The 24,444-nt window shown below is 65.0% G+C and carries 19 protein-coding genes and 1 pseudogene; 7 read left to right on the top strand and 13 right to left on the bottom strand.

The window, feature by feature from the left end; all coding sequences use genetic code 11:
• Position 1: 1 nt before the first annotated feature.
• The gene (locus DAES_RS01595) at positions 2-310 is read right to left on the bottom strand and encodes a hypothetical protein (protein ID WP_013513285.1); all 309 of its coding nucleotides are present in this window, start codon (positions 308-310) and stop codon (positions 2-4) included.
• A gap of 193 nt (positions 311-503) precedes the next feature.
• A pseudogene (locus DAES_RS01600) lies at positions 504-1,623 on the bottom strand (ISAs1 family transposase).
• 271 nt (positions 1,624-1,894) lie between these two features.
• Between DAES_RS01600 and DAES_RS17150 the strand changes: the two are divergent.
• On the top strand, positions 1,895-3,904 hold the full coding sequence (locus tag DAES_RS17150) for a hypothetical protein (protein WP_013513287.1): 2,010 nt from the start codon (positions 1,895-1,897) through the stop codon (positions 3,902-3,904).
• 79 nt (positions 3,905-3,983) lie between these two features.
• On the opposite strand, the gene DAES_RS01615 is transcribed toward DAES_RS17150, so the two are convergent.
• The 3 genes from DAES_RS01615 to DAES_RS01625 form a co-directional block, all read right to left on the bottom strand.
• Positions 3,984-10,307, bottom strand: coding sequence for a FecR domain-containing protein (locus DAES_RS01615; RefSeq protein WP_013513288.1), 6,324 nt, complete (start codon positions 10,305-10,307; stop codon positions 3,984-3,986).
• A 145-nt stretch (positions 10,308-10,452) separates the two neighbouring features.
• Complete coding sequence (locus DAES_RS01620) at positions 10,453-10,836, bottom strand: hypothetical protein (RefSeq protein WP_013513289.1); 384 nt, start codon at positions 10,834-10,836, stop codon at positions 10,453-10,455.
• Entirely contained in the window at positions 10,823-12,109 is a 1,287-nt protein-coding gene (locus tag DAES_RS01625) for a terminase large subunit domain-containing protein (protein ID WP_013513290.1), read from the bottom strand. The genes DAES_RS01620 and DAES_RS01625 overlap by 14 nt, the downstream gene beginning before the upstream one ends.
• Positions 12,110-12,138: 29 nt before the next feature.
• Here DAES_RS01625 and DAES_RS01630 point away from each other — a divergent pair, with 29 nt between their 5' ends.
• Complete coding sequence (locus DAES_RS01630; RefSeq protein ID WP_157864779.1) at positions 12,139-13,239, top strand: tetratricopeptide repeat protein; 1,101 nt, start codon at positions 12,139-12,141, stop codon at positions 13,237-13,239.
• A 3-nt stretch (positions 13,240-13,242) separates the two neighbouring features.
• Here DAES_RS01630 and DAES_RS01635 read toward each other — a convergent pair whose 3' ends face one another.
• Positions 13,243-13,455, bottom strand: coding sequence for a hypothetical protein (locus DAES_RS01635; protein ID WP_013513292.1), 213 nt, complete (start codon positions 13,453-13,455; stop codon positions 13,243-13,245).
• Positions 13,452-13,859, bottom strand: coding sequence for a hypothetical protein (locus tag DAES_RS01640; protein WP_013513293.1), 408 nt, complete (start codon positions 13,857-13,859; stop codon positions 13,452-13,454). Before DAES_RS01640 ends, DAES_RS01635 begins: the two co-directional genes overlap by 4 nt.
• Positions 13,860-13,987: 128 nt before the next feature.
• On the opposite strand from DAES_RS01640, the gene DAES_RS01645 reads away from it, so the two are divergent.
• The 5 genes from DAES_RS01645 to DAES_RS01665 all read left to right on the top strand — a co-directional run bounded on the left by DAES_RS01645 (position 13,988) and on the right by DAES_RS01665 (position 17,905).
• Positions 13,988-15,082 (top strand): tRNA dihydrouridine synthase, encoded by a 1,095-nt coding sequence (locus tag DAES_RS01645; RefSeq protein WP_407635885.1) that lies wholly within the window; start codon positions 13,988-13,990, stop codon positions 15,080-15,082.
• A gap of 22 nt (positions 15,083-15,104) precedes the next feature.
• On the top strand, positions 15,105-15,752 hold the full coding sequence (locus tag DAES_RS01650) for a cyclase family protein (RefSeq protein WP_013513295.1): 648 nt from the start codon (positions 15,105-15,107) through the stop codon (positions 15,750-15,752).
• Positions 15,753-16,063: 311 nt separating this feature from the next.
• Entirely contained in the window at positions 16,064-16,951 is an 888-nt protein-coding gene (locus DAES_RS01655; RefSeq protein WP_013513296.1) for a DMT family transporter, read from the top strand.
• Between the two features lie 200 nt (positions 16,952-17,151).
• On the top strand, positions 17,152-17,361 hold the full coding sequence (locus DAES_RS01660) for a SlyX family protein (RefSeq protein ID WP_013513297.1): 210 nt from the start codon (positions 17,152-17,154) through the stop codon (positions 17,359-17,361).
• A gap of 28 nt (positions 17,362-17,389) precedes the next feature.
• The gene (locus tag DAES_RS01665; protein ID WP_013513298.1) at positions 17,390-17,905 is read left to right on the top strand and encodes a cupin domain-containing protein; all 516 of its coding nucleotides are present in this window, start codon (positions 17,390-17,392) and stop codon (positions 17,903-17,905) included.
• A 289-nt stretch (positions 17,906-18,194) separates the two neighbouring features.
• Here DAES_RS01665 and DAES_RS01670 read toward each other — a convergent pair whose 3' ends face one another.
• The 6 genes from DAES_RS01670 to DAES_RS01695 all read right to left on the bottom strand — a co-directional run bounded on the left by DAES_RS01670 (position 18,195) and on the right by DAES_RS01695 (position 24,432).
• Positions 18,195-18,632, bottom strand: coding sequence for a tail fiber assembly protein (locus DAES_RS01670; RefSeq protein ID WP_013513299.1), 438 nt, complete (start codon positions 18,630-18,632; stop codon positions 18,195-18,197).
• A gap of 9 nt (positions 18,633-18,641) precedes the next feature.
• The gene (locus tag DAES_RS01675) at positions 18,642-20,228 is read right to left on the bottom strand and encodes an SPRY domain-containing protein (protein ID WP_013513300.1); all 1,587 of its coding nucleotides are present in this window, start codon (positions 20,226-20,228) and stop codon (positions 18,642-18,644) included.
• A 1-nt stretch (position 20,229) separates the two neighbouring features.
• Positions 20,230-21,198 carry a hypothetical protein gene (locus DAES_RS01680; RefSeq protein WP_013513301.1) on the bottom strand — a complete coding sequence of 323 codons (969 nt, stop codon included), beginning with the start codon at positions 21,196-21,198 and terminating at the stop codon, positions 20,230-20,232.
• Positions 21,199-21,200: 2 nt separating this feature from the next.
• Positions 21,201-21,671 (bottom strand): hypothetical protein, encoded by a 471-nt coding sequence (locus DAES_RS17480; protein ID WP_013513302.1) that lies wholly within the window; start codon positions 21,669-21,671, stop codon positions 21,201-21,203.
• 57 nt (positions 21,672-21,728) lie between these two features.
• A complete protein-coding gene (locus DAES_RS01690) occupies positions 21,729-23,825 on the bottom strand; it encodes a hypothetical protein (protein ID WP_013513303.1) in 2,097 nt (698 codons plus the stop codon).
• Between the two features lie 349 nt (positions 23,826-24,174).
• Positions 24,175-24,432 carry a hypothetical protein gene (locus DAES_RS01695; protein ID WP_013513304.1) on the bottom strand — a complete coding sequence of 86 codons (258 nt, stop codon included), beginning with the start codon at positions 24,430-24,432 and terminating at the stop codon, positions 24,175-24,177.
• Positions 24,433-24,444 lie beyond the last annotated feature (12 nt).

Raw genomic sequence — 24,444 nt, forward strand, 5'->3', positions numbered from 1 at the left:
GTCATTCCCCCAGCCGGGTCTTGAGCGCACCCGCGGCCACGGTGGCCTCGTCCGATGTCAGTGCTGCGGCGGACGACTCGCCCGTTGCCCTGGCCAGCCGTTTCTGCTCCACGGTCCTGGCCTCGGTGAGCTTTTCGCGCTCGCGCTTGCGCTCCTGGGCCTCCTTTTGCCGCTGTTCCTCTTCCTGGCGCGCACGTTCGGCTGCCAGCTCGGCGGTCCGGTCCGTGCCGGACGCCTGCTTCTGGCTTGAGCCGATCACGCCCATTACGCCGCTGAAGACCGAGGTGATGAGTGCCGGGTTTCCTCCCATGATGGAATCCTCCTGTTAAAGGGTTTTCCGGAGGATAGCCCCACACTTGGGGCCAGGACGGGATCGGGCGCGCCAGGGATGCAATCGGGCGCGGCAGGGGCGACATTGCCTGTTGACAGGGTACGCGGCGGGGCGGCGCAGGGAGGATATCGTTCACTCGGGAGAGCGAACGATGCCACCAGGGCAACCGCATCTAATTTCCAGTCAGCACCTTGATAAGAAACGAGTTGTCCCAGCCAGCCATTTTGCGCTTTCTCTTCATGCTGGTTTTCGTAGACTCTTGTTTCACACAATTGAGCGCTATTTTCCTCAACATTGAGAGGTTTTCCGGCGAATTATCCTTTCGTATACGACTTTGGTCCTCGCCGAAACTGACATCAAGCACCCAATGGACTGTGTTTTCTATCCCCCAGTGCTCACGGACGGCATCGCCGAAACGTTGAGCGTGCCCGTTGATACTCATGATGAAATATCTTTTTTCATTCGATATGGTGTTGCCAACTTCGCGTTTTGATTCAACCATGCCGATGGCATTGAGATTGTCCCACCCTGTTATTCCTGCCAGAAGATCGTCACCCACAATGGTGCTGTATTCACGGGTTTCGATTCGGCCATGGCCGGAATCGATTGTCCGGCGCGTCTGATGTAGCAAAGATGTATTGACCTTGGACTCGTTAAACAAAAGATCAATATATTCATAAAGTTCTGGCTGGTTCTGTTTTACGGCAAGCACATAGTCGGCTTTTTTTGATCCGATCTGCTTGGCTATGGCTTTTTTGGCACCCCATGGCATCAATGGTGACAATTGCACCTTCAAGATGCAGCATTTCAAGCAGCTTGGGGATTGCAGTAATTTCATTCGACTTGTCATCCACTTTCACTTGGCCAAGGATAAGGTTGTCCTGTGAAAGCCATGCGTTGACCAAATGAAGAGAGTTTTTTTGCGTTGCCCTATCGAACGATCGCCGCACCGTCTTTCCATCAAACGCCACAACTTTGCCGCGCATTTCGATCTGTAGGGCCGAAAGCCAACTCGACAGCGCTTGTTGCAATTCGATGGGCTCCAGTCTGGCAAAGACGCGCGCAAACGTGTCGTGGGATGGAATGCCATTTGGAAGCTCAAGAAATGTTTTCAGCCATTTTTCCCTCGTTATTCCAAAGCATTCTATATCCTCCCACCCCTCAGCATTGGCAATAACTGCGCAAACGGCAATGACCAGTATGTCAATAAGGTTATGTTTTTTTGTCCTGTCAATTCGCGGGTCTTTGACAATGGACAGATGGGTGATCAACGACTTGTCGCAATTTGGCATCTGCACTCCCTTTTGGAGTGCACCATACACTATATCAGACTAAAATCATTATGAATGCTTTGACACATGGCATTTGAGTCAAACGAATAAATGAAGTCAGGAGGCACTTAACCGACAAAAACGCGTCAGACGCGATCCTGAGATGCGTCAGCCCTGACGATGCCACCCCTTGACGGGACGAATCCGGGGCGTATAGTGTATGTATGCCGAAAAGCCCGTTTCGGGCCTTTTCGCGGACCAGGGATGGTGCGCTTCGGCAGGGAGAGAGACAGTGTCCACCAGCGTAACCGACTTCATCGTGGCCGGGCCTCCCGGACAGGTGACAGCGGGCCCGGCTGGGTCCTTCATGGCCGGTGACCCTGGCCGCGTCGTGACCGGCGAGCCTGGACATGTGCCCATCGACACCACCCCGGCCCATGTCCCCATCGACACTAGCGCAGCCAGAATCCCCTATGCGGCCCCGTCGGGCGGCATGATGAGCTCCTTTGCCGGAGCCGGTCCCGGTGCGGGCGGCGGATTCTTTGGCGGCGGATTTTTTGGTGGCGGCGGTGGCGGTGATACCGGCGGCGGCTCAAGCGCGGCCCATATTGGCGGCGGCGGTGGCGGTGGTGGTGGCGGCGGTGGATCAGGCCTTGGCGGCGGCGCGAGCGCGGGCCACATCGGCGGCAGCAGCGGCGCGGACTCGCCCCGCGACAACACGGGCGGCCATGCCGTGGGTCAGTCTATGGGCGGCTGCAGCGTGAGCCAGGGCGGCGGCGCGGGTGCCATCGGCCCCGGCTCCTCTGGCGGCGGCAGCGTCTCCGGCGGTGCCAACGTGCCCATCTCCACCGAGTCGGGCAAGACGCCCATTGCCCCGTCCACGGGCGGGGGATCGACCGGCGGCGGCGGAGGCGGCGGCCCGAGCCAGGACCGGCCCGCGGCTCCAGGCTCGGCGACAGGACATGTGCCCATTGCCCCCGCTCTGGGCATCCAGCCCATATCGCCAGCCGGGTCCGTACCCATTGTGCCGCAGATCGGCTTTTCCATGCCGAGCATGGTCGGGGTGGTGCCCATTCCCCCTGCCGGACATGTCCAGGCGTTTCGGATGACCAACCCCCACGGAATGTATTTCGGCCACACCCAGCAGTGGCCGAGCGACGTGTTCCAGCACACGACCCATTCCTACGGCTTCCAGCCCAAGCAGACCCTCCAGGCCCCCTGGATACCCACGGCAGACGGCTACGCCGAGCCCCTGAACACGCCCAAGACCAATTTCGACGATCAGGCGGGCCGCCCCACAGCCGTGGACATGTCCTCGTCCTATGTCATGAACGTGGACCAGACCCAGGACATCGAGCGCTCCCATCTGGTGACCAACAACGAGACCGTGGACGCGGTGTTCGACATGTCCATGAACGCGGTCGTCAACCGCTCGGACACCACACTCAACCAGAATTCCTACGACACCAGCACGTCCAACAGCCAGGATTTCAGCTCGGACAGGAGTGTGGAGAATTCGACGAGCGTCGAGCAGGTGACCAACCAGTCCACGGTGATCCAGGAGAACCGGGCCGTGGACAACCGGCAGGAGAACGAGACCACCACCAATATGGCCGAGAACACGGAGGTGAACAACGACAACCGCACCACCGAGATCAGCAACGTGGACGCCGGGCAGACATTGGTGCGGGAGCAGTTCACGGACAACAGCGTCACCGAGCGCGATTCGGTCAGCTACAACACCAGCCAGGAGACGAGCGTTCACAACGACAACTCGGTCCGGATCGAGGCGGACAACTCCCAGACCACCCGGCAGGTGAACCAGACCACTGTCACCGAGGCGGACAACTCGGTACACAGCCAGGTGACCAACAACCGCACCAGCTTCACCGAGAACCGCGAGTCGGATCTTTCCTACGCCTTCACCTCGCAGACCGACATCGACCAGTCGCGGGCAGTGGACCAGAGTACGCAGTACAACTTTGTGGACCAGAGCCGGACCGAGGCCGTCCATGTGAACGACAACGACATAGAGTTCGTGGAGAACCGGAACACGACCCTGGCCTTTCCCGAAACCCGGCTGGTGGAGGTGGACAACTCCCACGACTATGTGAGCAACGTGGAGCACCGCTTCGTGGACCAGGACAACTCGGTGGTCAACCTGGTGGACGACCGCAGCTTGAGCCTGTCCACCACGCAGGAGCCGGTCTACAACTTCGACAACTCCACCACCATCCATCTGACCCAGGTCATCCAGGCCCCGGAGCGCAGCGGCGGGACCATTTTCATGGGCAACGCCTGATCCGGCCCGCGAGACAAAAAGAGGCGCGCCCGTCCATGATGGACGGGCGCGCTGTTTGGCTTGTCTGGGAGCAGCGGGATCACATGGTGACCTCGACAAAGGACTCGGCGGTCACGTTGTTGTCCTCCTCCGGGATCATGCCCATTTCGCTGACCATGGCCAGGCAGAATTCACCGCCCGTCGTTGCGGAGTCGGGATCGTAGTAGAGCATGCCGGTGGCGCTGTCCGCGACGCTGGCGTATACCAGTCCGGAGGTTTCGCCGTTGCCGAAGGTCACGCCCGTTCCTTCGTAGCTGGCCGCATTGAGGTAGGCGAAGTTGTCGGCGTTGAAGACGCCGCCCGAGAAGAAGTTGAAATACTCCACATACAGGCCGATCTTGTCCATGGTTGGATCGAAGTCCATGATTTCGGCCGGGCTGGCGCTGGATCCGTAGAAGGCGAAGGTGTCGTCGCCCCCGGCGCCGATCAGGGTGTCCATGCCGCCCATCCCGGCCAGGAGGTCGTTGCCTTCGCCGCCGAAGAGGACGTTCTGGCCGCTGTCGCCACGCAGGATGTCGTCATGGGCCGAGCCGAAGGCGTTCTGGATGTTGCTGAAGGTCTCGGCATTGCCCCATCCGTCCGTGGCTTGGCCCGTGTCGATGTCCACATGCACGCCAGAGGGGTCGTAGTTGAAGCTGATGGTGTTGTTGCCCGTGCCGCCGTCAAAGGTGTCCTGCCCCTTGCCGCCGATGAGGGTGTCGTCGCCCTGGCCGCCGTGGAGCGAGTCGTTGCCGTTGTCGCCGAAGATGCGCTCGTCGTACTCGGTGCCGAGCATGGTGTTGGCGGTCTCGTCCCCGGCCCAGTTGATCTGGCCGCCGGGGTTGGTGATGGTCTGGTTGCGGGCGAAGATGTCGTTGAAGCTGAACCCGCCGCCCATGCCGCTGAAGGTGGCGACCTTTCCCTGGTAGGCGTCATCGTCGATCTGCGGCTTGTCGTCGTACCAGAGGATGTTGTTCTGGGGGTCGAAGACGAGCACGGGCTGGTCGTCGGCCTCGCCGACGATGACGCCGTCGTAGTTGGTTGCCGGATGCCAGTTGAGCGGGGTGTCGGCCAGGTCGCCGGTGAGCAGGATCATGTCCTGGCTGGCCGTGAAATCCGTGATGCGGTCGCCGTCGATGGACTGGTTGATGGCCGCGCCAAAGGCATAGACAAAGCGGTCCGCGCCTTCGCCGCCGGTCAGGGTGTCGTCCCCGCCCAGCCCCTGGAGGGTGTCGTCGCCCGCGCCGCCGTCCACGGCGTCGTCGCCGGTGCTGCCGATGAAGAAGTCGTCGCCTCCCAACAGTGAGACGTTGATGTCACCGTCCATGGCGTCCACGTTCAGGCCGCTCAGGTCCATGGTGTCGTTGCCCCCGGAACCCTTGAACAGGATGGTGCTGTCCGCGGAGCCCAGGATGCTGTAGTCCGCCCCGTTCACCTGATGGTGGCCGAAGGTGAAGGTGACGTAGTCCGTGGCCTGGATGACCTCGATGTTGCTGATGGTCATTTGCGAGAAATCGATCCCGCCACTGTCGGTCAGGGTGTCCGTGCCCGCGCCGCCGTCGATGGTGTCGAAACCGGCGCCGGGGTTGGAGTCCACGCCGTAAGGCGTGATCAGGTCGTCGCCGTCGCCGCCGTACAGGGCGTCGTCGCCCAGGCCGCCCTGGAGGGTGTCGTTGCCGCCAAAGCCGTAGAGGGTGTCGTTGCCCTCGTCGCCATCGACCCGGTCCGCCTTGGAGGAGCCCTGGACAGACTCGTTGCCCTCGTCCCCTGTCACGGTGATGACGCTTTGCTCTCCCCATTGGTCAAAGGTCAGGCCGGTCAGGTTCAGCACGTCGCCAGGGGCCAGGAGCACTGCCAGGGTGGCCCAACCCTCCTCGGCCCGCATTTGCCATGTCCTGTTGTTGATGAGGCCGCTATGGACCGTGGCCGTGCTTTCCACGCCAAAGTCCATGACCTCGATGTCCACGATCTCGCTGATGCCCCTCAGGTCCACGGTGCCGTTGACGGCCAGGGTGTCCGTGCCGTCCTCGCCGTCCACCAGGGTGCCTTCGGACGGATCCGTGGTGAAGAAGAAGGTGTCGTCGCCGTCGCCGCCGATGAGGGTGTCGGTCCCGCCCATGCCGTTGATCTTGTCGTCGCCGTCGTTGCCTCCCAGCCAGTTGTCGCCCGAGCTGCCGAGGATTTCGTCGTCAAAGTCCGAGCCCTCGATGGCCTCGATGCTGATGAGGGACTCCGTGTTGCCCCAGCCGTCGGTGGCTGTGTTGTTCGAGAGGTCGACGTATACCCCGGTCACACCGTCCTCACCGGCAGGGTCCTCCTCGTAGGACACGGTGTCCATGCCGTTGCCGCCGTCAAAGGCGTCCGCACCGGCCCAGCCGCTGAAGTGGTCGTTGTTGTTGCTGCCCGTGAAGCTGTCGTCTCCGGCGGAGCCTTCGATGGCCTCGATGTTTGTAAGGGTGTCGGTCCAGTTCACGTCGGGGTCGGTCACTTGCCAATGGTCAGTGACCCAGGTCACGTTGACGCCGCTGTCGAGCGCCCAGTAGGTGACGCTGTCCCAATCCTCGGAGCCGCCGCCGTCCACCACGTCGTCGCCCTCGCCGGGCATGAATTCCTCATCGCCCTCGCCGCCGGTGAGGAGGTCGTCATAGGGCGTGGCCCAGATCATGTCGATGTCGGTCAGGGTATCCACGTTGCCGCCCAGGGTGACCGAGCCGCTGGTGCCGTTCATGATGGCGGTGATGCCTGCTGTGGCGTAGTGGTAGGAGACGATGTCGAATCCGGTATCCTCGTCCGGGTCATGCTCGGAGTTGCCGTCGTAGGAGTCCGAGCCGCCGCCGTCGAAGAACAGGTTGACCCAGCCCGAGTCGCCGACGAAGGTGTCGCCCAGGGTCGTGCCCCGGATGCCCTCGATGCCGGAGATGGTGTCGGTGTATCCGCCGCCAGTGACCCTGCCCGTGAAGAGGTTGGCATTGATGGCGTACTCTTCGTTCTCATAGGAGGCGATGTCCAGTTCGCGCTGGAGTTCGTCGTTGCCGCCGCCATCCAGGGAGTCGCAGCCCGCGCCGCCCTCGAGCCAGTCCTTGCCCGCGCCGCCGAGCAGGGTGTCATGGCTTGAACCGCCCACGATGGTGTCGCTCGCGGCGGAGCCGATGACGTGTTGCCTGAAGTTGGCGATGAAGGTGCCGTCCCAGTCGAGGTTGTTGCCCCCGCTCAGGGCCGTGGCGTCCAGGGTGAAGGTGGAGAGATAGTCGGCCAGGGTGTCGTGGCCGACAAGGGTGGTCGCCGCATCGCCGAGGGTGATGTGCTCGATGCCGGTGACGTTGGTCAGCACATCCCCGCCGTTGTAGGTGAAGGTCAGGGTGTCGGTGCCATCGCCGCCGCTGACGGTGTCTTCCGCTTCCAGGTAGGTGGACATGATGAAGCTGTCGTTGCCGCCGCCGCCATAGAGGGCGTTGGTCGAGTCGTCCGACCCGGCCAGGGTGTCGGCAAAGTCCGACCCGATGACCGCCGCGATGCCGGAGATGGAGTCGTTGTTTGCATAGCCGCCCGCAACCGAGGCGGTCTGGAGGTTGACGGACACGCCAGCCGTGGAGCCGCTGTAATCAAGCGTGTCAAATCCCTCGCCGCCCGCAATGTATTCCGCCGAGGCCGAGGCCCGGATCAGGTCGTCGCCCAGGCCTGCCTGGATGGCGATGACATTGCCCGACAGGCCCCAATTGGTGCCGAGGGTCAGGGTGGTCAGGTCGATCACGTCGTTTCCGGCGGTACCCGTGATGCCCAAGGTCGAGGCAGACCCCGGGTCAAAGGTGGACAGGGTCCATGCGCCCATCTGGGCCACGCCGAAGGTGGCCGTTTTTCCGGCCGAGGCGAAATAGATCACCTCGATGCCGGACACGGAGGCTGCGGTGAAAATAGCGGTGGTCTGGAGTTCAAGGGTGTCGGTTCCCGCTTCGCCGTTGTAGATGCTGCCCGCCCCCACCGGGGTGGAGATGACGATGGTGTCGTTGCCCGCGCCGCCCATGATGGTGTCGACCCCGATGCCCGCCCCGGTGTCTGCCCCGCCGCTGCCGTCGATGCGGTCGTTGCCCGCGCCGCCCTCGAAACGTTCGTTATGGCGTGTGCCGATGAGGGTGTCGTTGCCCGACCCGCCGATGACGCCGTGGAAGCTGCCCGATGTCAGGACATCGCCGTCGGCGTGGCCGCCGGAGGCCATGTTGGTGGACAGATTGACATTCACGCCCGCCGTGCTTGAGGCGTAGGAGAGCATGTTGACGCCGGAGCCGCCGTTCAGGGTGTCCGCGCCCGCGCCGCCCTCGAGGGTGTCGTTGCCGCTGCCGCCGGTGATGGAGTCGCTGCCCGCACCGCCGATGATGTGCTGGTACTGGGTTGCGTCCGCCCCGTTGTAGTTCAGGGTGTTGGCCGCGGTGATGGCCGAGCCGTTGATGGTGATGGTGCCTGTTTCCGACGGACTGTAGACGATGTGCGTGTTGGCGTTGCCAAGGATGATGTGTTCGATGCCGGTGACGTTGGTCAGTTCGTCCGAGCCGGTGCCGTTGTCCGTGAAATAGAGGGAGTCCGCGCCGTCGCCGCCGTTGATCTCGTCGCTGCCGGTCAGGTCGGTTCCCAGGGAGAAGCGGTCATTGCCGTCGCCGCCGAGCAGGGTGTCGTTGCCGCCGCCGGTGCCGAAGATGGTGTCGTCCCCGCCAAGGCCGCTCAGGCAGTCGTTGCCCGCGCCGCCGAACAGGGTGTCGGCCAGACCGGACCCCTTGAGATAGTCGTCGCCGCTGCCGCCGATGAGGTAGAAGTGGCTGTTGGTGTCGTTGTTGGCCCAGAAGGTGACCTGCGAGGACAGGGAGCCGTCCAGGGTCAGGGTCGCGCCCGCGTCCACCAGGGCGTCCGGCGTGGTCTGGATGTTCACGGCAGAGGAGCCGAGCTGGATGTATTCGATGGAGGTGACGTTATCCAGAGGCGTGGAGCCGCTGGCGCCGTCAAAGGCCAGGGTGTCGGTGCCGTTGCCGCCGGAAACGATGTCGTCGAGACTGATGGCCCCGAGATGGTAGGAGTTGGACTCGCTCTCGTAGTGGCCCACGGTCATGAAGTCGTTGCCGCACATGCCGTTTATGGCGTTGGCTCCGGCGCCGCCGTAGAGGCTGTCGCCCTGGGCCGAGCCGATGATGGCGTTGTCGTGGGAGGCATCGCCGTAGACCGTCCGGATGGCGTAGGTGGTGCTGGCGGTGCTGACCAGCTCCTCGCGCGAGGACTGGTCGCCGGTGGTTTCGTAGTAGGGTGGTGAGGCCTGCAAATCCACGGTCAGATTGTCGCCCCACTCGGAAAGATCAAGGGTGGTGACCACTGCCGCTTGCGCCGGCTCGTCTTCGATGGGCGGCGGCGGTGGCGGCGGAGGCGGCGGAGGCGGCGGCGGAGGTGGCGGAGGTGGCGGCGGTGGTGGCGGAGGTGCGGCTATCTTGGGCGGGGGCGGGGTGCCGAGGCCTTGTCCCTGTCCTTGTCCCTGGCCCTGGCCGACGCCAGTGCCGGTATCGAAAACGCCGCCCTGGTTCTGGCCGACGCCCTGTCCTTGCCCCTGTCCCTGGGTGATTGGATCACCCGGTCCTTCGCCGCCTTCCCCTTCGCCTTCGCCTGTCCCTTCGCCTTCCCCAGCCTCGTCGCCTGCGCCGTCACCGTCGCCTGCGCCGTCGCCTGCCTGATCCCCGTCCCCGTCCTGGGAATCGGGCTGGTCCTGATCGCCGTCATCGCCTTCATCATTGTCGTCGTTGGCGTTGCCCGGATCAGGGGCGGACTGCTGCAGGGACTGGGAGGAGAGCTGCTCGAACTGGGCCAGCTCGGCCTGGGAGGCCATGAAGACCGGGCTCAGGCCGCCGGGGGAGGCGGAGACCATGCCGCCGTCCTGGGTGATGATGGCTACCGGGCCGCCGGAGATGGGGCGGATGACCACGGGCTTGTCCACGAAATCGACGACCACATGGCTCTCGGGCTGTCCCGGAGTGATCCTGTGGCCGGTGGTGGTGCCGCGAATGCCTATGGTGGCCAGCGGGGTTTCGAGGCTGAACCCCTCGGGGTTCATGTCCACGATCTCGCCCGTGACCGAGCGGAAGGTGCCCTGGAGGAGCTTGACCGTCATCTCGCCCGCGCTCTGGTCGGGATTGAAGACATAGGTGTCGAGCACCACGGCGGAATTCGGCCCCTGGGACAGGATCGCGCCATCCGAGAACTTGATCTCAACAGCCGAGGCCCCGCCCTTGGTGGTGATCACGTCATCCGCGAACACCGGGCTGTTGGGCGTCAACTCCCTGATCCCGTCCGGACCTTCCGCGGTGGCGGTTCCATAGGCTATGGTCACCACGCCGATTTGAGTGGCTTCTGGCATGCGACATCCCCTTCGCTGGCTCAACCTATATTAATCTATATTAAGGACGTACCACCTTCGCAGGCGTGGCGCAAGGATTTTTGCATCGCGAGCCGCTTTGTTTGCCACAGGATAATAATCTGGTATTGTTTTATTATTTGTTTTTTTAAGAGCATAATGGCTGCTTTTCAGGCTCCACATCCATGGCCGCAGCCTGGATGACCCACGCCCCGCCGAACCCGTAGAGCCGGGCAAAGCGGAAGAGCTTGGGGTCGAACGCCTCTGCGGTGCAGGCGCGCAGGCCCAGAATGCGCGATTTGCCCAGCCGGGCTGCCTCGCCGCGCAGCCAGGCCGCATCACCGATCAGCCGCCGCCGGGTCTGCGGCCCCCAGCGGGTCAGGGTCAGGTGCAGCTCCAGGTCGCTCCCGCGCTCGGCCAGGGCGGCGTGTCCGTAGACCTCGCCCTGGTGGTGCAGCTCCAGCCAGCGGTAGGGGCCGTCCGGGAAATGGGCCATGGTCGGCGGTTTGCGGTCAAGGTCACGGACGCTCATGGCTCCTCCCGAAGGGGTCGTATTGGTTGACGGTCCTGGGCGGTCTGGGGCCTGTGCCGGGCTGGCGGAAGCCCACGGCAAAGTAGCGGAAGGCGTCCACCGCGTGGCTGGTCCAGTCGTGGACAGGCCGGGCGGCAAAATCGCCCATGCGCTCGTTGAAGGAGCGGCGGTAGTGGCGCAGCGCCTCCAGGCCCGGCGCGCACCGGGCGGCGTCGAACCAGCACAGGGGGAGCATGGCCCGGACCGCGTTGATGCCGTCCTGGATCGGGATGTTGGGCGCGATGTCGAAGCGGATGCCCAGTGCGCGTGCGATCTCAAGGCGCGACTTGCCCGTGCCCAGCTCGCGCACCCGGATGTCGTGGGGCGCGATGTGGCTGCCGTAGGCGTAGCGGCGCTCGTCGAGCACGCGGGCATAGTGGTCCAGCCCCTCGCCGCTGGCCTCGTAGTAGTCGACGATGGCAAAGGCGTTGCCCGGCCTGGCCTGGACAAACCAGATGGCCGTGGAGTCGCTCATGCCCAGATCCCAGGCCGTGTGCACGGGCAGGGACGGGTCATGGGGCACCTTGGTGATGCGCCCGCCCTTGTCCGCCTCGCCAATGAGCGCGCTGAAGTACGCGCCCCGGATGGCTGCGGTGAACGAGCACTCGAACTCCTGCTCGTACTCCTCGGGCGACATCTCGCGGGCAGCGGCGGCCAGCTCGCCCGGCTCGATGATGCCGGTCTGGGAGGCGCGGTACATGGCCGCGAACCAGTCCGGGTCGCGCCGGGCGTCCTGCCACAGCCGGTAGAGGGCGTTCTTGCCGCGCGGGGTGCCGATGAACATGGCCCAGCCCATGCGGTCGGACAGGGCCGGGCGGATGACCTCGGTCCAGACGCGGTGCGGCATCTGGGCCACCTCGTCAAAGACCGCGCCGTCCAGGTACATGCCGCGCAGGGAGTCCGGGTTCTCGGCCCCGAAGAGGCGGATGCGCGCGCCGTTGTCAAAGTCGGCCCGCAGCTCGGTCTCGTTGAATTTCACGGTGCAGCCGTCAAGCCCCAGGCCGCAGTAGCGCTTGAGCTCGTCCCAGACCACGGTCTTGGCCTGCTTGTACAGGGGCGCGATGTACGCCCCGCGCCAGTCGGTGCGGCTTGTGGTCCGGGCGGCCCGGATGAGCCGGTTGACCGAGAGCACGGTCTTGCCGAAACGGCGGTGGCAGACCAGGACCGAGAAGCGGGCCAACCCGGTCTCGATTTTGGCCTGATGGGCCCTTGGCACATAGAGTTCGCTTGTCACATCTGGTTCCTCATATTGACGGGCGGGGCGTGCGCGCGTATCGCATGATCATGCGCCAGACCCTCCCGGTTGTTCTATTTTTCTTCCGTCTGCTCGCCCTTTCGGGCGGGCTGCTCGTCTTTTCGGGGTGCCTGGCGTCGTCGGCCCAGCCCCGGTCCGCCCTGACCGATCAGCAGGCCGAGCTGCAGCGGCGCGAGGCCACGGCCGCCGATGCCCTGGACAAGGCCGTGCAGCTCTTTCACAATGGCGAGTACCTGGACGAGGACGCCGCGCTGGACTATCTCGACCAGGCCGTCGAGCTGGACCCGAACCAACTGACCGCCCGCTACCGCCGGGCGCTCATCCTCATGGAGCGGGGCCGGATGGAGGCAGCCGAGGCGGATGTCAGGAAAATCCTCGAACTGCGGCCCGACCATATCCAGGCGCGCTTCACCCTGGGCTACATCCTCTCCCAGCGGCAGGAGTATCTCCAGGCGGTGCGCGAGTTCTCCCAGGTGCTGGACCTGGACGACTCGGTGGCCGAGGCCTTTGCCCTGCGCGGCGCGGCCTATGCCAAATCCGGGCGCACCGAGGACGCCATCCACGACTTTGACCGGGCCATCGCCCTGAGTCCGGCCCACTTCGAGGCCTATTACAACCGGGGTCTGGCCCACATGACCCTGGGCGACGACGAGCGCGCTCTCTACGACCTGACCCAGGCCCTGTCCCTGGATTCCCTGGCCCTGCCCGTACTCATGGCCCGCGCCACCGTCTCCATGCGGCTGGCCGACTTTGACCGGGCCGAAGACGACTACCGGCGCGCCCTGCTCCTGACCCCCACGGACAGCGGCCTGTATGCGCTGCTGGCCGAGGCGTGCGCCGGGAGCGGGGACTATCCCGCCGCTGCGGACGCGGCCCGCAGGGCGCTCGGACTGGCCCGGGCCGAGGGCGATGCCCGCGCCGCAGCAGCCTACGAGGAGCAGGTCAGGGCCTATGCGGGCAAACCCAAGGTCGAGCCCAAGCCCAAGCCCGCGCCGTTGCCCGAACCCGAGCCCGACGCGGTGCCGCAAGCATCCACGGATGCCGAGAAGCCCCCGGCACAGCCCGAAGGCGGGAAACCCCCGGCGCCGCCTGCGCCGCCCGCGCCATAGCCCTCAGCGCAGGGTCTCCACCAGCATCCTCGCGCCCAGTCCGGCCAGCCCGGCCAGACAGCCCCAGACCATGCGCTCCAGGGTCCGTATCTTGACGTGGTGGCCCGCGCAGCGGCGGGACAGGTTGATCTCGCGGATGTCCTCCTGAATGGCCTTGACCCGCTCGTCGATGCGGGCCAGCAGGTCGCGCACCTCGGCGCGTTCCAGGGCGGTCATTGCGGCCTCTTGACCGCGTCGCGCAGCCCCTTGACCGCGCCGGGCAGGTAGTCGCCGATCTTCTTGACCCCGAGCACTGCGGCCACGATCCAGAAGGTGATCTGCAAAAACCACTCGGGCAGCCGCTCCCAGGCCTCAAGCACCTCGCCAGCGCGGTCCGGGTCGAACCCGCTCCAGACAAAGAAGCCGATCCAGGCGAAGAAGAGCACGTCGTCCTTCCAGCCTGCGTTTTCCAGCTGTTTCATCTCCCACTCGTGGTTGAACTCCCGGTCGCTCCCGGCCAGGCGCATGCGGTTCTCCATGACCGCTTTCTTCAGTTCCTGCCTGCTCTTCATGTGCGTTGATACGCCGTCCACCACTGTGGTCAGCAGTCCGGCCAGCGCGCCGATAATGGGTATGGGCATCGTCTTGTCTCCTCTGATTGTTCCGGTTCACCTCCAGGCATGGGGCCAGCCTAGCCCCGGTTTTCCGGGCTGGAGGCGAACGGGCGTCGCAGGGGCGCAAAAGGGTGAAAGGGGGGTGGGAAAGCCTCTTGACAGGGATCGGTCCCAAGGCGACTCTGCGCCCCATGCACACCGGCAACGAACCCGTGAAATCCGCCCTGGCCGAACGGCTCAACCGGCCCCTGGCCATCCGCTCGCGTCCCGTGGCCAACCGGCTCTGGCTCGCGCCCATGGCCGGGCTGGGGCATGTGGCCTTTCGTGAGGTGCTCGGTCATTACGGCGGCTGCGGCCTGGCCTTTACCGAGATGTGCTCGGCCAGGGCCGTGCCCACCGAGAACCGGCGCGTGTCCGCCGTGTTCCGCTGGCGCGACCCGGAGCTGGACCGGCTCGTCTGCCAGATCGCCGGGGCCGACCCGGCGGAGCTGGCCGTGGCCGCCAGACGCGTGGAGGACGAGGGATTTTTCGGCGTGGACATCAACATGGGCTGCTCAGTGTCGGGCATCGTCAAGAAGGGCGCGGGCGCGGCCCTGTTGCGCGATCACGACGCGGCCCTGGCCGCGCTCGATGCGGTGCGCTCCGCAGTCGCCATCCCGGTCTTCGTCAAGTTCCGCACCGGCTGGTCAGCGGACATCGCCCCGGCCATCTCCCTGGCCCGGCGGCTCGAATCGGCAGGGGCGGACTGTCTGGTCTTCCACCCGCGCGTGGCCCCGGACAAGCGCACCCGCCCCCCCATGCGCGACCACATCCGGGTGCTGGCCGAGGCGGTCTCAATCCCGGTCTTTGGCAACGGCGACGTGGTCACGCCCGAAGACTGCCTGGACATGCTCCAAGGCACGGGCTGTGCAGGCGTGTCCGTGGGCCGCATGGCCATAGCCCGGCCCTGGATATTTGCCGAGTGGACCGGCGGCGACCTGCCCGCCGAGGTCCTGGAAGGGGACGGGTTCAAGGACTATGCCCTGCGGCTGGCCGATGCCCTGGACCGCCACTTCGACCCCATCCGCGCGCTCAAGCGGTTCAAGCTCTTCACCATCTATTTTGCGGCCAACTTCACCTACGGCCATTCCCTGCAATCGCCCTTTCTGGCGGCCAAGACCATGGACGACGTGCGCGAGGCGGCCCGCAGGCTGCTGGTGCCGGAACTGCGCCTGACCCGGCGGCCCAACATGAACATGTACAACATCTGACCTGCCGTCCGGGGAGACAGCCATGCGCGCCATAGACCTCTCGCACATCGTGGACACGGCCATGCCCGTGTACCCCGGAGACGAATCCACGGTGATCCGCCGCACCGCCTTCATCCACCGCGACGGCTATGCCCAGACCTCCATCGCCATGACCAGCCACGCGGGCACCCATGTGGATGTGGCTGCCCACGGCTTTGCCGACGCGCCCGGCCTGGACAGGCTCGGCCCGGACAACTTCACGGGCTGGGGCGCGGTGGCGGACCTGACTATCCCCTGCGCCGCCACGCCCGGACTGCGCATCGACCAGACGCATCTGGCCCGGCTGGCCGACATGGACGGCCTTGATTTCGTGCTCATCCGCACCGGCTGGGACGCGCACTGGGGCACCGACGCCTATTTCCGCGACTTCCCGACCCTGACCGCCCCGGCCAGCCGATTCCTGGGCGGGCTCCAGCTCAAGGGCGTGGGGCTGGACACCCCCTCGCCCGACCCCGTGGGCTCGGCCATGGAGGCCCACACCATCCTCTTCGACCACGGGCTGGTCATCGTCGAAAACCTCTGCAACCTCGGCGAGCTGCCGCCCGAGGGGTTTCTTTTCTGCTGCCTGCCCCTGCGCATCCGCGACGGCGAAGGGTCGCCCGTGCGCGCCATCGCCCTGACAGGCTGTTGAAACGGGCACGATTGCTTCGTTGCTTCGGGCAGGCCCGACCCTCGCGTAGGAAGACTACGCTTCGGTCCGGTCCCACCCTCGCGCCTCGCACTCGCACCCGTTTGAACAGCCTGTCCAAGGTTGAAACGGGCATGATTGCATCAACGCTTCGGGCAGGCCCGACCCTCGCGTAGGAAGACTGCGCTTCGGTCCGGTCCCACTCTCGCGCCGCATACCGTTCGCGCGGGCAGAACCCAGCCTTCGGCAAAATCCATGTCATGGCGCTGGATTAATCGGCCCGGCAGGAATATATCAACTGCCGGAGAGCGATCATGAAGCAGCAGTCACTGACCTATGTCTACGCCGTGCTCATCATCAGCATGGCCCTGTGGGGCGGCACCTGGGTGGCCGGGCGCGTCCTGGCCCAGTCCATCCACCCCATGTCCGCAGCTTTTCTGCGCTTCGTGCTCGCCTCGGCCATGCTCGTGGCCATGTGCTGCCGGGCCGACGGCCATCTGCCGCGCCTGAGGCGCGACCAGATCCTGCCGGTCCTCTTCCTCGGCGCCACCGGGGTCTTCATCTACAGCTATTTCTTCTTCACCGGCCTCCAGACCATCCCGGCGGGCAGGGCCGCCCTCATCGTGGCCTGCATCCCGGTCTGCATCTCCATCATCTCCGCCCTGTTCTACAAGGAGCGGTTCGGGCCGGTGCGCATCGTCGGCGCGCTCCTGTCCCTGGTGGGCGTGTCCGTGGTCATCGCGGACGGCAATCCCCTGGCCCTGCTCTCGGGCGGGGTCAGCCGGGGCGACTTCATGATCCTCGGCTGCGTGGCCAGCTGGACCGCCTATTCACTGGGAGGCCGCGTGGCCATGAAGAGTCTCTCGCCGCTCACCGCCGTGACCTGGTCGTGCCTGTTCGGCACCCTGATGCTGCTGGTCCCCGCCGTGGCGGGCGGGCTGGTCGGGGACGTGATCAAGGCCAGGGCCGTGGATTGGGTCTGCCTCGGTTTCCTCGGTATCCTGGCCACCGGGCTGGCCTATTTCTGGTACTATCAGGCCATAGCGGTCATCGGCGCGTCGCGCGCGGGCATCTTCATCAACACCGTGCCCGTGTTCGCCGTGATCATGGGCGCGCTCATCCTGGGCGAGCCTATCCACCTCTCCCTGCTCGTGGGCGGCTGCATGGTGGTCTCCGGCGTCTACCTGACCAACAGGCGGTGATCCCGCTTTGGCGGCCAGCCCGCTTCGAGCTGTCGCTCTGTGGTGGCAACGTTCACTCTTGGGTTGAAGTTGTGGTCGCAGTCTGGCAGGCGCGGCCTTTTCTTGACCACTTCGACTGGTTGACGCACAATGGGCATGCTCGGCGGCCCAGCCATGACTTGGTGGGCGGCCCAAACGCAGGAACGGCCAGGAGGCAAGACATGGAGACACGCGTCGAACGGCTGGAAAGCCTGGTGGCGTTGCAGGACCAGACCATCGAGAAGCTGAGCGACATGGTCTACGAGCAGCAGCGGCAGTTGTCGGACCTCACCAAGCAGGTGGAGCGGCTGGCTGGCAAGCTGCGCGATATGGGCGATGTCCTGGACCAGTCCGGCGGCCATGACGCGCCGCCGCCCCATTACAAAGAGTAGCTTGTCGGTATCAACTCAACTTATCGAAATGAAATCACAAATAACTGCACGGCAAATTATCAATATCCTCGGCCTTGAGCCGCATCCAGAAGAGGGCGGCTTCTACTGCGAGACGCACAGGTCCATTGAGTTTCACGGCGCGCACGCCCTGCCCGGACGGTACGCGGGCGAGCGGTGCCACTCCACGGCCATCTATTATCTGCTCACCCCGCAGACCTTCTCGCACATGCACCGGCTGGTCACGGACGAGGTGTTCCACTTCTACATGGGCGATCCCTGCGAGATGCTCCAGCTCCACCCGGACGGGCGCGGCGAGGTGGTGGCGCTTGGCCACGACCTGCTGGCCGGGCAGCGGCCCCAGGTGGTGGTTCCCCAGGGCAGTTGGCAGGGCATGCGCCTTGTGCCCGGCGGCGCGTTCGGCCTCATGGGCTGCACTGTGGCTCCGGGGTTCGAGTTCGCGGACTATGCCCACGGGGTGCGTGACGAACTGGTGGCCGCGTATCCCGCCTTTGCGGATCGGATCATCCGGCTCACCTCCGGATAGCGCCGACAGGTTTTTGCGCGTGACCAAACGCAGCAGAGCGGCATCCGGAGATGCCGCCCTGGCAGGGAAGACTTGCCTGAGCGCTGAGCGGCGACCCCCAGCGGCCCAAGTCCCGGAAAAGACCGGGAACGACTCTCAGGTCAAGTCTTCTGAACAAAGACTATGTCAGGCTGGCGATGTGCGCAAGGTCTTGGCGCAGATCCAGGGAAAAGCTGCAAGCGTGCGACCCGCCCCCCTTGCCTGGGGAGCGGGCCGCGTGGTTTTCGGGTGGTCGTGTCAGGCCGTCGTGTCAGGCCGTAGTGTCCGGCTCCAGCGGCCACTCCGCAACCCCCGGAAAGCCAGCCTGCTGCGGCACGTCGCGCAGTTCCTGGCGGTAGCCCGTCCACGCCTCGCGCCCGTCCTCGTCAAGCGGCGCATCCGCCAGTTGCGTCCAGTCGCACTCGGCCAGCAGCCGGTCGCGCTCGGCGCGGATGGTGGTGGCCAGGGCCGCGTCCCGCGCCGCTTCGTCCACTACGGCAGTGACGACCGTCTCCAGGTAGACCAGCCCATCTTTGACCCACTGCGTTTCGTAGGTGGTGTACGGTTCCCGCACCACGGGGATGGCCTCGTTGTAGCCGAGGGTATCGAGTTGTTCGCGTGTCAGGTCTTTGGCTGCGTGAATCGCACCAGCCATTGCTACCTTGAGCGCCAGCCTCCGCTTGAACGTTCCGTCAGGATATCTCCACATGGCATACTCCTAATTTGTTTGAGCGTTTGAGGTGTTGAACGGGTACTTCAGCGTCCCGGTCCAGGTGTACGGGACCGCATTGGCGTTGTCGGTCCCGCTGACCAGCTTGAAGCCGTTGGCAAAGAACAGCAAAACCGCATTGTCAGTCCCGTCATTGTTGTAGGCATTGACCCCGATGGTCAGTGTTTCCAGGGCGCAATTGGTGTTGACAAATGGGCCGTCCGCAGACCCGTTGCCCGTGTATGAACCTGCCAGAACCACGGTGCCTCCGGGCACGGCAGATGCGGACAGCGGAAGAAACCCCTCCGGCGGGGTGTAGGCGAAGCCGGTTGCGCCGAAGTTCATTGTTGTCCCACCGGGGAAGGAGGCAGATGCAGAGTAGTTACTGACAATGGGTATCCAAGTATCTTCGGGAATCGCGGAAAATCCGCCAGACCCACCAGTGATCTTCACCCCATTCTTATAGAACACGAGCGTGGCGTCATCGGCGTCGTAGGCAACACCGAGAATATCCCCCTCTGCGAGGGTCACTCCACTGCTAGTGGTAAAGCCAGGGTGGTAAAATAGTCCATCCTGACCCGAATACCCATAACTATGGACCTCCGCCCCAACATAGTTGACTAAAGAGGCCCGCCCTGTGCCAATGCCCGCTATGAAGGTTTTACCGGGGAGCCGCGCGCACTCCCAATACCATTTTCCGGCTGTCGGGAGACTCCTCGTACCCCGGCAAGCGTGATGTGCCCCTGTCGGGTACTCTGCCATCAAGTTTCCACGCGTCAACAGAGTACCCGATGACTTGTCCAGCGCGTTGAGGGTGCAGTAGTTGTTCGTCGGCGTGTCCAGCGTCTGCACAGGAGCACCATTGACAGTCCAGTTGTTCCCGTTGCCAGATACATCATCACCAAGGGCCGCAGCGTTGGAGAAGTCCAGCTTGCAGCCGTTGGTCCCATATGTGCCGGTGTAGGCTTTGGGTGTCCACAGCCCCGTCACCTTGTCGGACCATTCACCGAAGGCATCCGGGGTCAGGGCTTGACCATCGATGAAGTGGAACTCTGACGCATACATCTGTGTAAAGAGGTACCTACCCCCTACTGCTGGAAGAAAGCCACACCCAAAGTAATGCCCAACGGTCGCATTTACAAATGTGTCGTGGTTCTGTGGGATGTTTTGATTCGTAGAGAATTGAATTCTGCGGGTGCCATTGATATACACTTTTACCCTGTCCTCTGCGACAGCGTTTGCTGTGTCCACTGACACCACAATATGGTAAAGACCGGTGTAATCAACGGCCCCATCCAGTACCTTTGACAACGGCGCGTTGTTATTTCCTTCTTCTTGCCCGACGGAGATAGCCCCATTAATGTGACGTACTTCAAAACGGTAGTAACCGACCGTACTGGCCGCAAATACTGTTTGGTTTGCCGTGCGGCACAGTTTGGGCCACAGAGAGAACGTCCACTTCCGCCTGTCCCCCGCGCTGACCGGGGTGCGCGAAAGGCAGTCGTCAACGCCGTCGAACAGGGCCGAGTGTTCAATGAGGTAGGGCCAGACCGGCGGTCTGCGGGTCGGCAGTATGAGGTCTTGCACCAGTCCCATACTATGCCTCCGTTTTGGCGAAGAGGAGCCACTGGTTTGTGCCGTCATTCACCGCTTGCACGGCGCAGCCCGCCTTGCTGGCATCGTACTCGCCGATCACCATGGTGTACCCGGCGTCGTAAGCCACGGCCCCGCCGCCGGTGGCGAGCAGGGTGACCCGGCCCACGCCGGTGATCATGCCGATGGTCACGCCGCCCGTGGTGTCCACGGTGCGCAGTGATCCGGCGGAAACGGCGATGTCGCCCCCTGCATAGGGTTTGGGCGTCTCGGCATAGCCCGCAGTGAGGGTGGCCGGGGTGTCGGATGTGAGGATGGCGGGATCAGCGGGCTGGGCGTCCAGGGCGGCCCTGGCCTGGGCCGGGTCTGCGCTGGCGGCCAGGGCCATGCCCAGGCTGCCGAAGCCGAGGTTGGCCAGGGCCTCGTGCGCGGACTGGCCGCCCGTGCCGCCCTGGGCCACGGCCAGGGGCAGGAGCACGCCGTTCAGGGCGACCACCTCCTTGTTGGTGAGGTTGCTCCCGGCCTCATTCCAGGCCAGGGAGCGGCCCGGTTCCGGCTCGGGCAGGGTCACCCCGGTCACGGCAGAGGAGACGCGGAAGGTGATGGTCCGGTCCAGCCGCTCGGCCAGGGCCTGGCAGATCATGGTCAGCTTGTCCAGAGCCGCCTCGTGGGTGGCTGCCGGGAAGGCGTCGTTCTCCACGTAGTCCACCTCCTGGACCATGGCCGGGTTGCGCCGGATGACCAGCACCTCGTCCTGGGCAGGGGGCGCGGCCAGGGTGCACAGGCCGCCGGTCTGCTCGCCCGCGCCGCTCAGGCTGTAGTCCGTGCTCCGGGCCAGGGGCCGCTCGCCCTGGCCGGTGGAGAGCACCAGCTCGATGTCCTCGTCGCGCAGGAACATGAAGGGGATGGCAAAGCTCGCGGTGGAGCCGTTGCCCGCGTACAGGGTCTTTGATTCGACGGATGAAAGGGTCATGGTCATCTCCCGTATTTGTAGATTTTCGAGCCCAGGGACAGGGTCGAGCCGATGGGGGTGGCCGAGCCGTTGATGCGGGTCATGTTGCCCGTTGCCCGGCCCTGGTCCAGGGCGTCCTGGGCCGTCCGTTCTCCCTTGGCGCGGATATCCTCCTCGTCCAGATCGTCGCTGATCCTGGCGGTCTCGCGCAGCAGTTCCTTGGAGCCGCTCATCTCCAGGCCGGACGCGCCCCAGGCCGCGTTCTTCGTAGCCCTGGCCGCCTCGCGCTCGGCGCGCAGGGTGTCGGCGGTGTCGTCGGCGTTGGCCAGGAGGTCGGCGGCCTGTTTCCCGGCCTCGAATTCCTGCATCCGGGCGGTCTCCTCGGCCACGGACGGGTTCTGGCCCCGCGTGGTCCCGGCCAGCAGGTCATAGACGTTGTCCGCCAGTTGGGTTCCCTGCCGGAGCATGCCGGCTGCCTCTTGATCCATTCCCATGTTCTTGTCTCCTTTGGTGGTTGGGGTTGATGAGTGGCCGCAGTCGGGCGCACCGGGTCATTCGTTGACGATGGCCGAGGGCACGATGAGCAGCACGGTCATGGGCAGGGGCTGCTCCTGGACCACGGTCAGAATCCCCTCGCGGGTCCAGCCGCCGGGGAAGTTGACGGACTTGTCGCCGCTCCATGCCTGCGCAGCCTGGCCCATAGGCACCGAGGGCGAGCGGAAATAGACCGGTTCGAGCCGCTCCGGGGTGGGGCCGATCCTGCCGCCCAGGGTGTCGTGAAAGCGCACGGCCACCTTGGTGATGCGTTTCCTCTTGGTCTGGGCCGTGCCCCGGCTGCTGCCCGCCTCAAGGCGCATGGGCTGGAGCCGTGAGACATAAGGCAGCCCCGCATGGACCCTGGCGGCTGGGCGGCTCAAGGTCAGGGAGCCGTCCGGGGCCACCATGCCGCCCGGCTGCACAGCGCCGTCGGCCAGGATGTCCACGGTCCGGCCCGCCAGATGGTCGAGGCCAGTGACCACGTCCGTGGGCGGGCCGTCGTAGGTCAGGCCGCTGTCCACGAAAAAGGCGTCCTCCATGGTCCCGTTGAACTCGGCTTCGAGAAACTCCACATAGCGCCGCTCCAAACCGTTGACCGTCCGGCGGATCACGGCCCAGAGCACGTCGCGTTTGCCCGCCTGGTTGTAGACGGCGGCCACGCACTCCACGGCCCCGTCGGTGAGCATGCGCGACCAGGCGGCCACCTCCTGGTCCGGCTCGTAGGTCAGGGCGATGAGCGCGCCGTCGCCACGCACGCAGTAGAGGATGGAGTCAGGCTCCTGGACATAGGCCATCTGGGTCAGGCCTGGCTTGGTGATGTGTTCGGACAGGATGGTCAGGTCGCGCGAGACATAGGCGTCGGACTCGTAGCGATAGGCCATCTCGCGGATCTTGCGGCCCGCGCGCTGGATGTAGAGGGTGGCGAAGCCCACGGCCTCGGGCCGGGTGGCCGATGCGCCGCAGCTTCCCTCCTGGCTGGCCTTGATGGATTCCGGGGTGACCGGGTCGCCCAGCGAACCGCCAAGGGTCCACTCGCCGCCCGCCGTGCCCACCCAGAGCTTGCCGCGCGCCACCAGGAACTCGATGGCGTTGGCCTGCCTGCCAGACAGGGTGACCTCAATGGCGTCGTCGTCCAGGGGCGCTTCGCCCGCCGGGGCCTCGGTCCGGTCGCCCGGCTCGAAGCATTCCCAGAACCCGTTGTTGAGTTCGCCCTCGGCGTCGCGGATCGGCTCGATCTGCGCGCCTTCGGGTTCATGGCGGAAGGTGACGGTCTTGTCCGCGCCCGAGGCCGTGAGGTTGGCCGCGCCCTTGTAGCGGTAGTAACGGGTGGTCCTGTCCGGGTGCTGCCCCTTGAGGCCGTCGAGCTTCTCGAATCCGTCGCCGTCGAGCAGGAGAAAGGTGTCGCCCGCCTTGCCGTCGCGCAGGCCGTCGCTGTTGGAGTCCGTGATCTCGCGGTCGCGCCAGCCGTCAAGCGGCACCTCGCGGGTGCGCAGGCGGAAATCCCCGATCCCGCCCGTGCGCGAGAACCACAGGGTGCCGGGCTTGTCCGGGGTGGCGGCCAGCACCAGCCGCTGCTCGAAAAAGGCGACCACGGACGGGTGGTTGCCCTCGGTCCATGTCTCTGGGCAGCCGATGAACTCCATGTCCTCCAGCTGCCACTGGTCGTGGGCCAGCCGGGTCAGTCGGCGCACCGGATGGGCCGGGTGGGCCAGGATCAGCTCGTCGCCGGACTGGGCGTAGCGCAGGGTGTCGAGCTGGTCCGCCCGATAGGGCACATCAAGGGCATAGGGCGCATCGCCCGCCATGACCACGCCGTGGCCGCTGAAGACGCGCATCCGGCCCTGGCCTGCGGCGTCCTCGCCGAATTCCAGGACATAGGCGGTGTCCGCATTGCTCTCGAACGGAACGAGCAGCCCGGCCCGGTCCGGGTTGAGGGCCTGGGTCACGAAGCGGAACCCGCACCGTCTGGTGGCCCCGCCATGGGGGTGGACATGGAAATTCTCCAGGGTGCGGCAGCCGTTGAAGTAGCGCGACAGGTCGATCCTGCCCGCCAGCCGGGGGCTGATCTCGCCCGCCGTGAAATTGGTCAGCGAGGGGGTGGTGATGCTCATGGGCCGTGTCTCCTTGCGGTTTGGGCGGCCCTGCGGGCAGGGCAGGGGCGCGCCTGGGTTGTGAGCCACAGGCTAGCCCCGGTTTCCCGGCGAAATGGAGAACGGGTGTCAGAGGGATGAAAAAGGGCGTGAACAGGGCGACATTCCCTGTTGACAGGGAACGGCGGCCCGGCAGGGCGGGGGTGGACAGCTCGGGAAGGATGTGGACGGATCGGGAAGAATGCGGGCGGATCGGGAAGAATGCGGGCGGATCGGGAAGAATGCGGGAAAAGATCGCGGAGGTCAGAGCGGGAGAGCCCGCCCATGGGGAGGGGCCTTGTCCGGCCTTGCGCCGGAAATCGCGCCGGGGCTAGTTGGCCGCGGCGGAGTGGCTCATGCGGTCGCCCTTTTCGCGGCCCAGGCGGACGACCTGGGTGGTGAAGGAGGTTTCGCCGGGTTGGCAGGCGGGGCATCCCTCGGACACGATGACACACCGCTCGTCAAGGGTGGCCGTTTCAATGCCCGCCATCCTGAGCAGCTTGGAGGTCGTGCCGTGTCCCCAGAGGATCGGCTGACCGCACTGGCTGCACTCCACATACAGCAGTTCCGGATCGAATTGTCTGGTCATGGAAGGAATGTA

Origin of the sequence: Pseudodesulfovibrio aespoeensis Aspo-2, assembly GCF_000176915.2 — a bacterium.
Taxonomy (GTDB): domain Bacteria; phylum Desulfobacterota; class Desulfovibrionia; order Desulfovibrionales; family Desulfovibrionaceae; genus Pseudodesulfovibrio; species Pseudodesulfovibrio aespoeensis.

Coding starts and splice junctions, on each gene's coding strand:
- DAES_RS01595 (WP_013513285.1), bottom strand. CDS start 310: ATGGGAGGAAACCCGGCACTCATCACCTCGGTCTTCAGCGGCGTAATG.
- DAES_RS01615 (WP_013513288.1), bottom strand. CDS start 10,307: ATGCCAGAAGCCACTCAAATCGGCGTGGTGACCATAGCCTATGGAACC.
- DAES_RS01620 (WP_013513289.1), bottom strand. CDS start 10,836: ATGAGCGTCCGTGACCTTGACCGCAAACCGCCGACCATGGCCCATTTC.
- DAES_RS01635 (WP_013513292.1), bottom strand. CDS start 13,455: ATGACCGCCCTGGAACGCGCCGAGGTGCGCGACCTGCTGGCCCGCATC.
- DAES_RS01640 (WP_013513293.1), bottom strand. CDS start 13,859: ATGCCCATACCCATTATCGGCGCGCTGGCCGGACTGCTGACCACAGTG.
- DAES_RS01650 (WP_013513295.1), top strand. CDS start 15,105: ATGCGCGCCATAGACCTCTCGCACATCGTGGACACGGCCATGCCCGTG.
- DAES_RS01655 (WP_013513296.1), top strand. CDS start 16,064: ATGAAGCAGCAGTCACTGACCTATGTCTACGCCGTGCTCATCATCAGC.
- DAES_RS01660 (WP_013513297.1), top strand. CDS start 17,152: ATGGAGACACGCGTCGAACGGCTGGAAAGCCTGGTGGCGTTGCAGGAC.
- DAES_RS01665 (WP_013513298.1), top strand. CDS start 17,390: ATGAAATCACAAATAACTGCACGGCAAATTATCAATATCCTCGGCCTT.
- DAES_RS01670 (WP_013513299.1), bottom strand. CDS start 18,632: ATGTGGAGATATCCTGACGGAACGTTCAAGCGGAGGCTGGCGCTCAAG.
- DAES_RS01675 (WP_013513300.1), bottom strand. CDS start 20,228: ATGGGACTGGTGCAAGACCTCATACTGCCGACCCGCAGACCGCCGGTC.
- DAES_RS01680 (WP_013513301.1), bottom strand. CDS start 21,198: ATGACCCTTTCATCCGTCGAATCAAAGACCCTGTACGCGGGCAACGGC.
- DAES_RS17480 (WP_013513302.1), bottom strand. CDS start 21,671: ATGGGAATGGATCAAGAGGCAGCCGGCATGCTCCGGCAGGGAACCCAA.
- DAES_RS01690 (WP_013513303.1), bottom strand. CDS start 23,825: ATGAGCATCACCACCCCCTCGCTGACCAATTTCACGGCGGGCGAGATC.
- DAES_RS01695 (WP_013513304.1), bottom strand. CDS start 24,432: ATGACCAGACAATTCGATCCGGAACTGCTGTATGTGGAGTGCAGCCAG.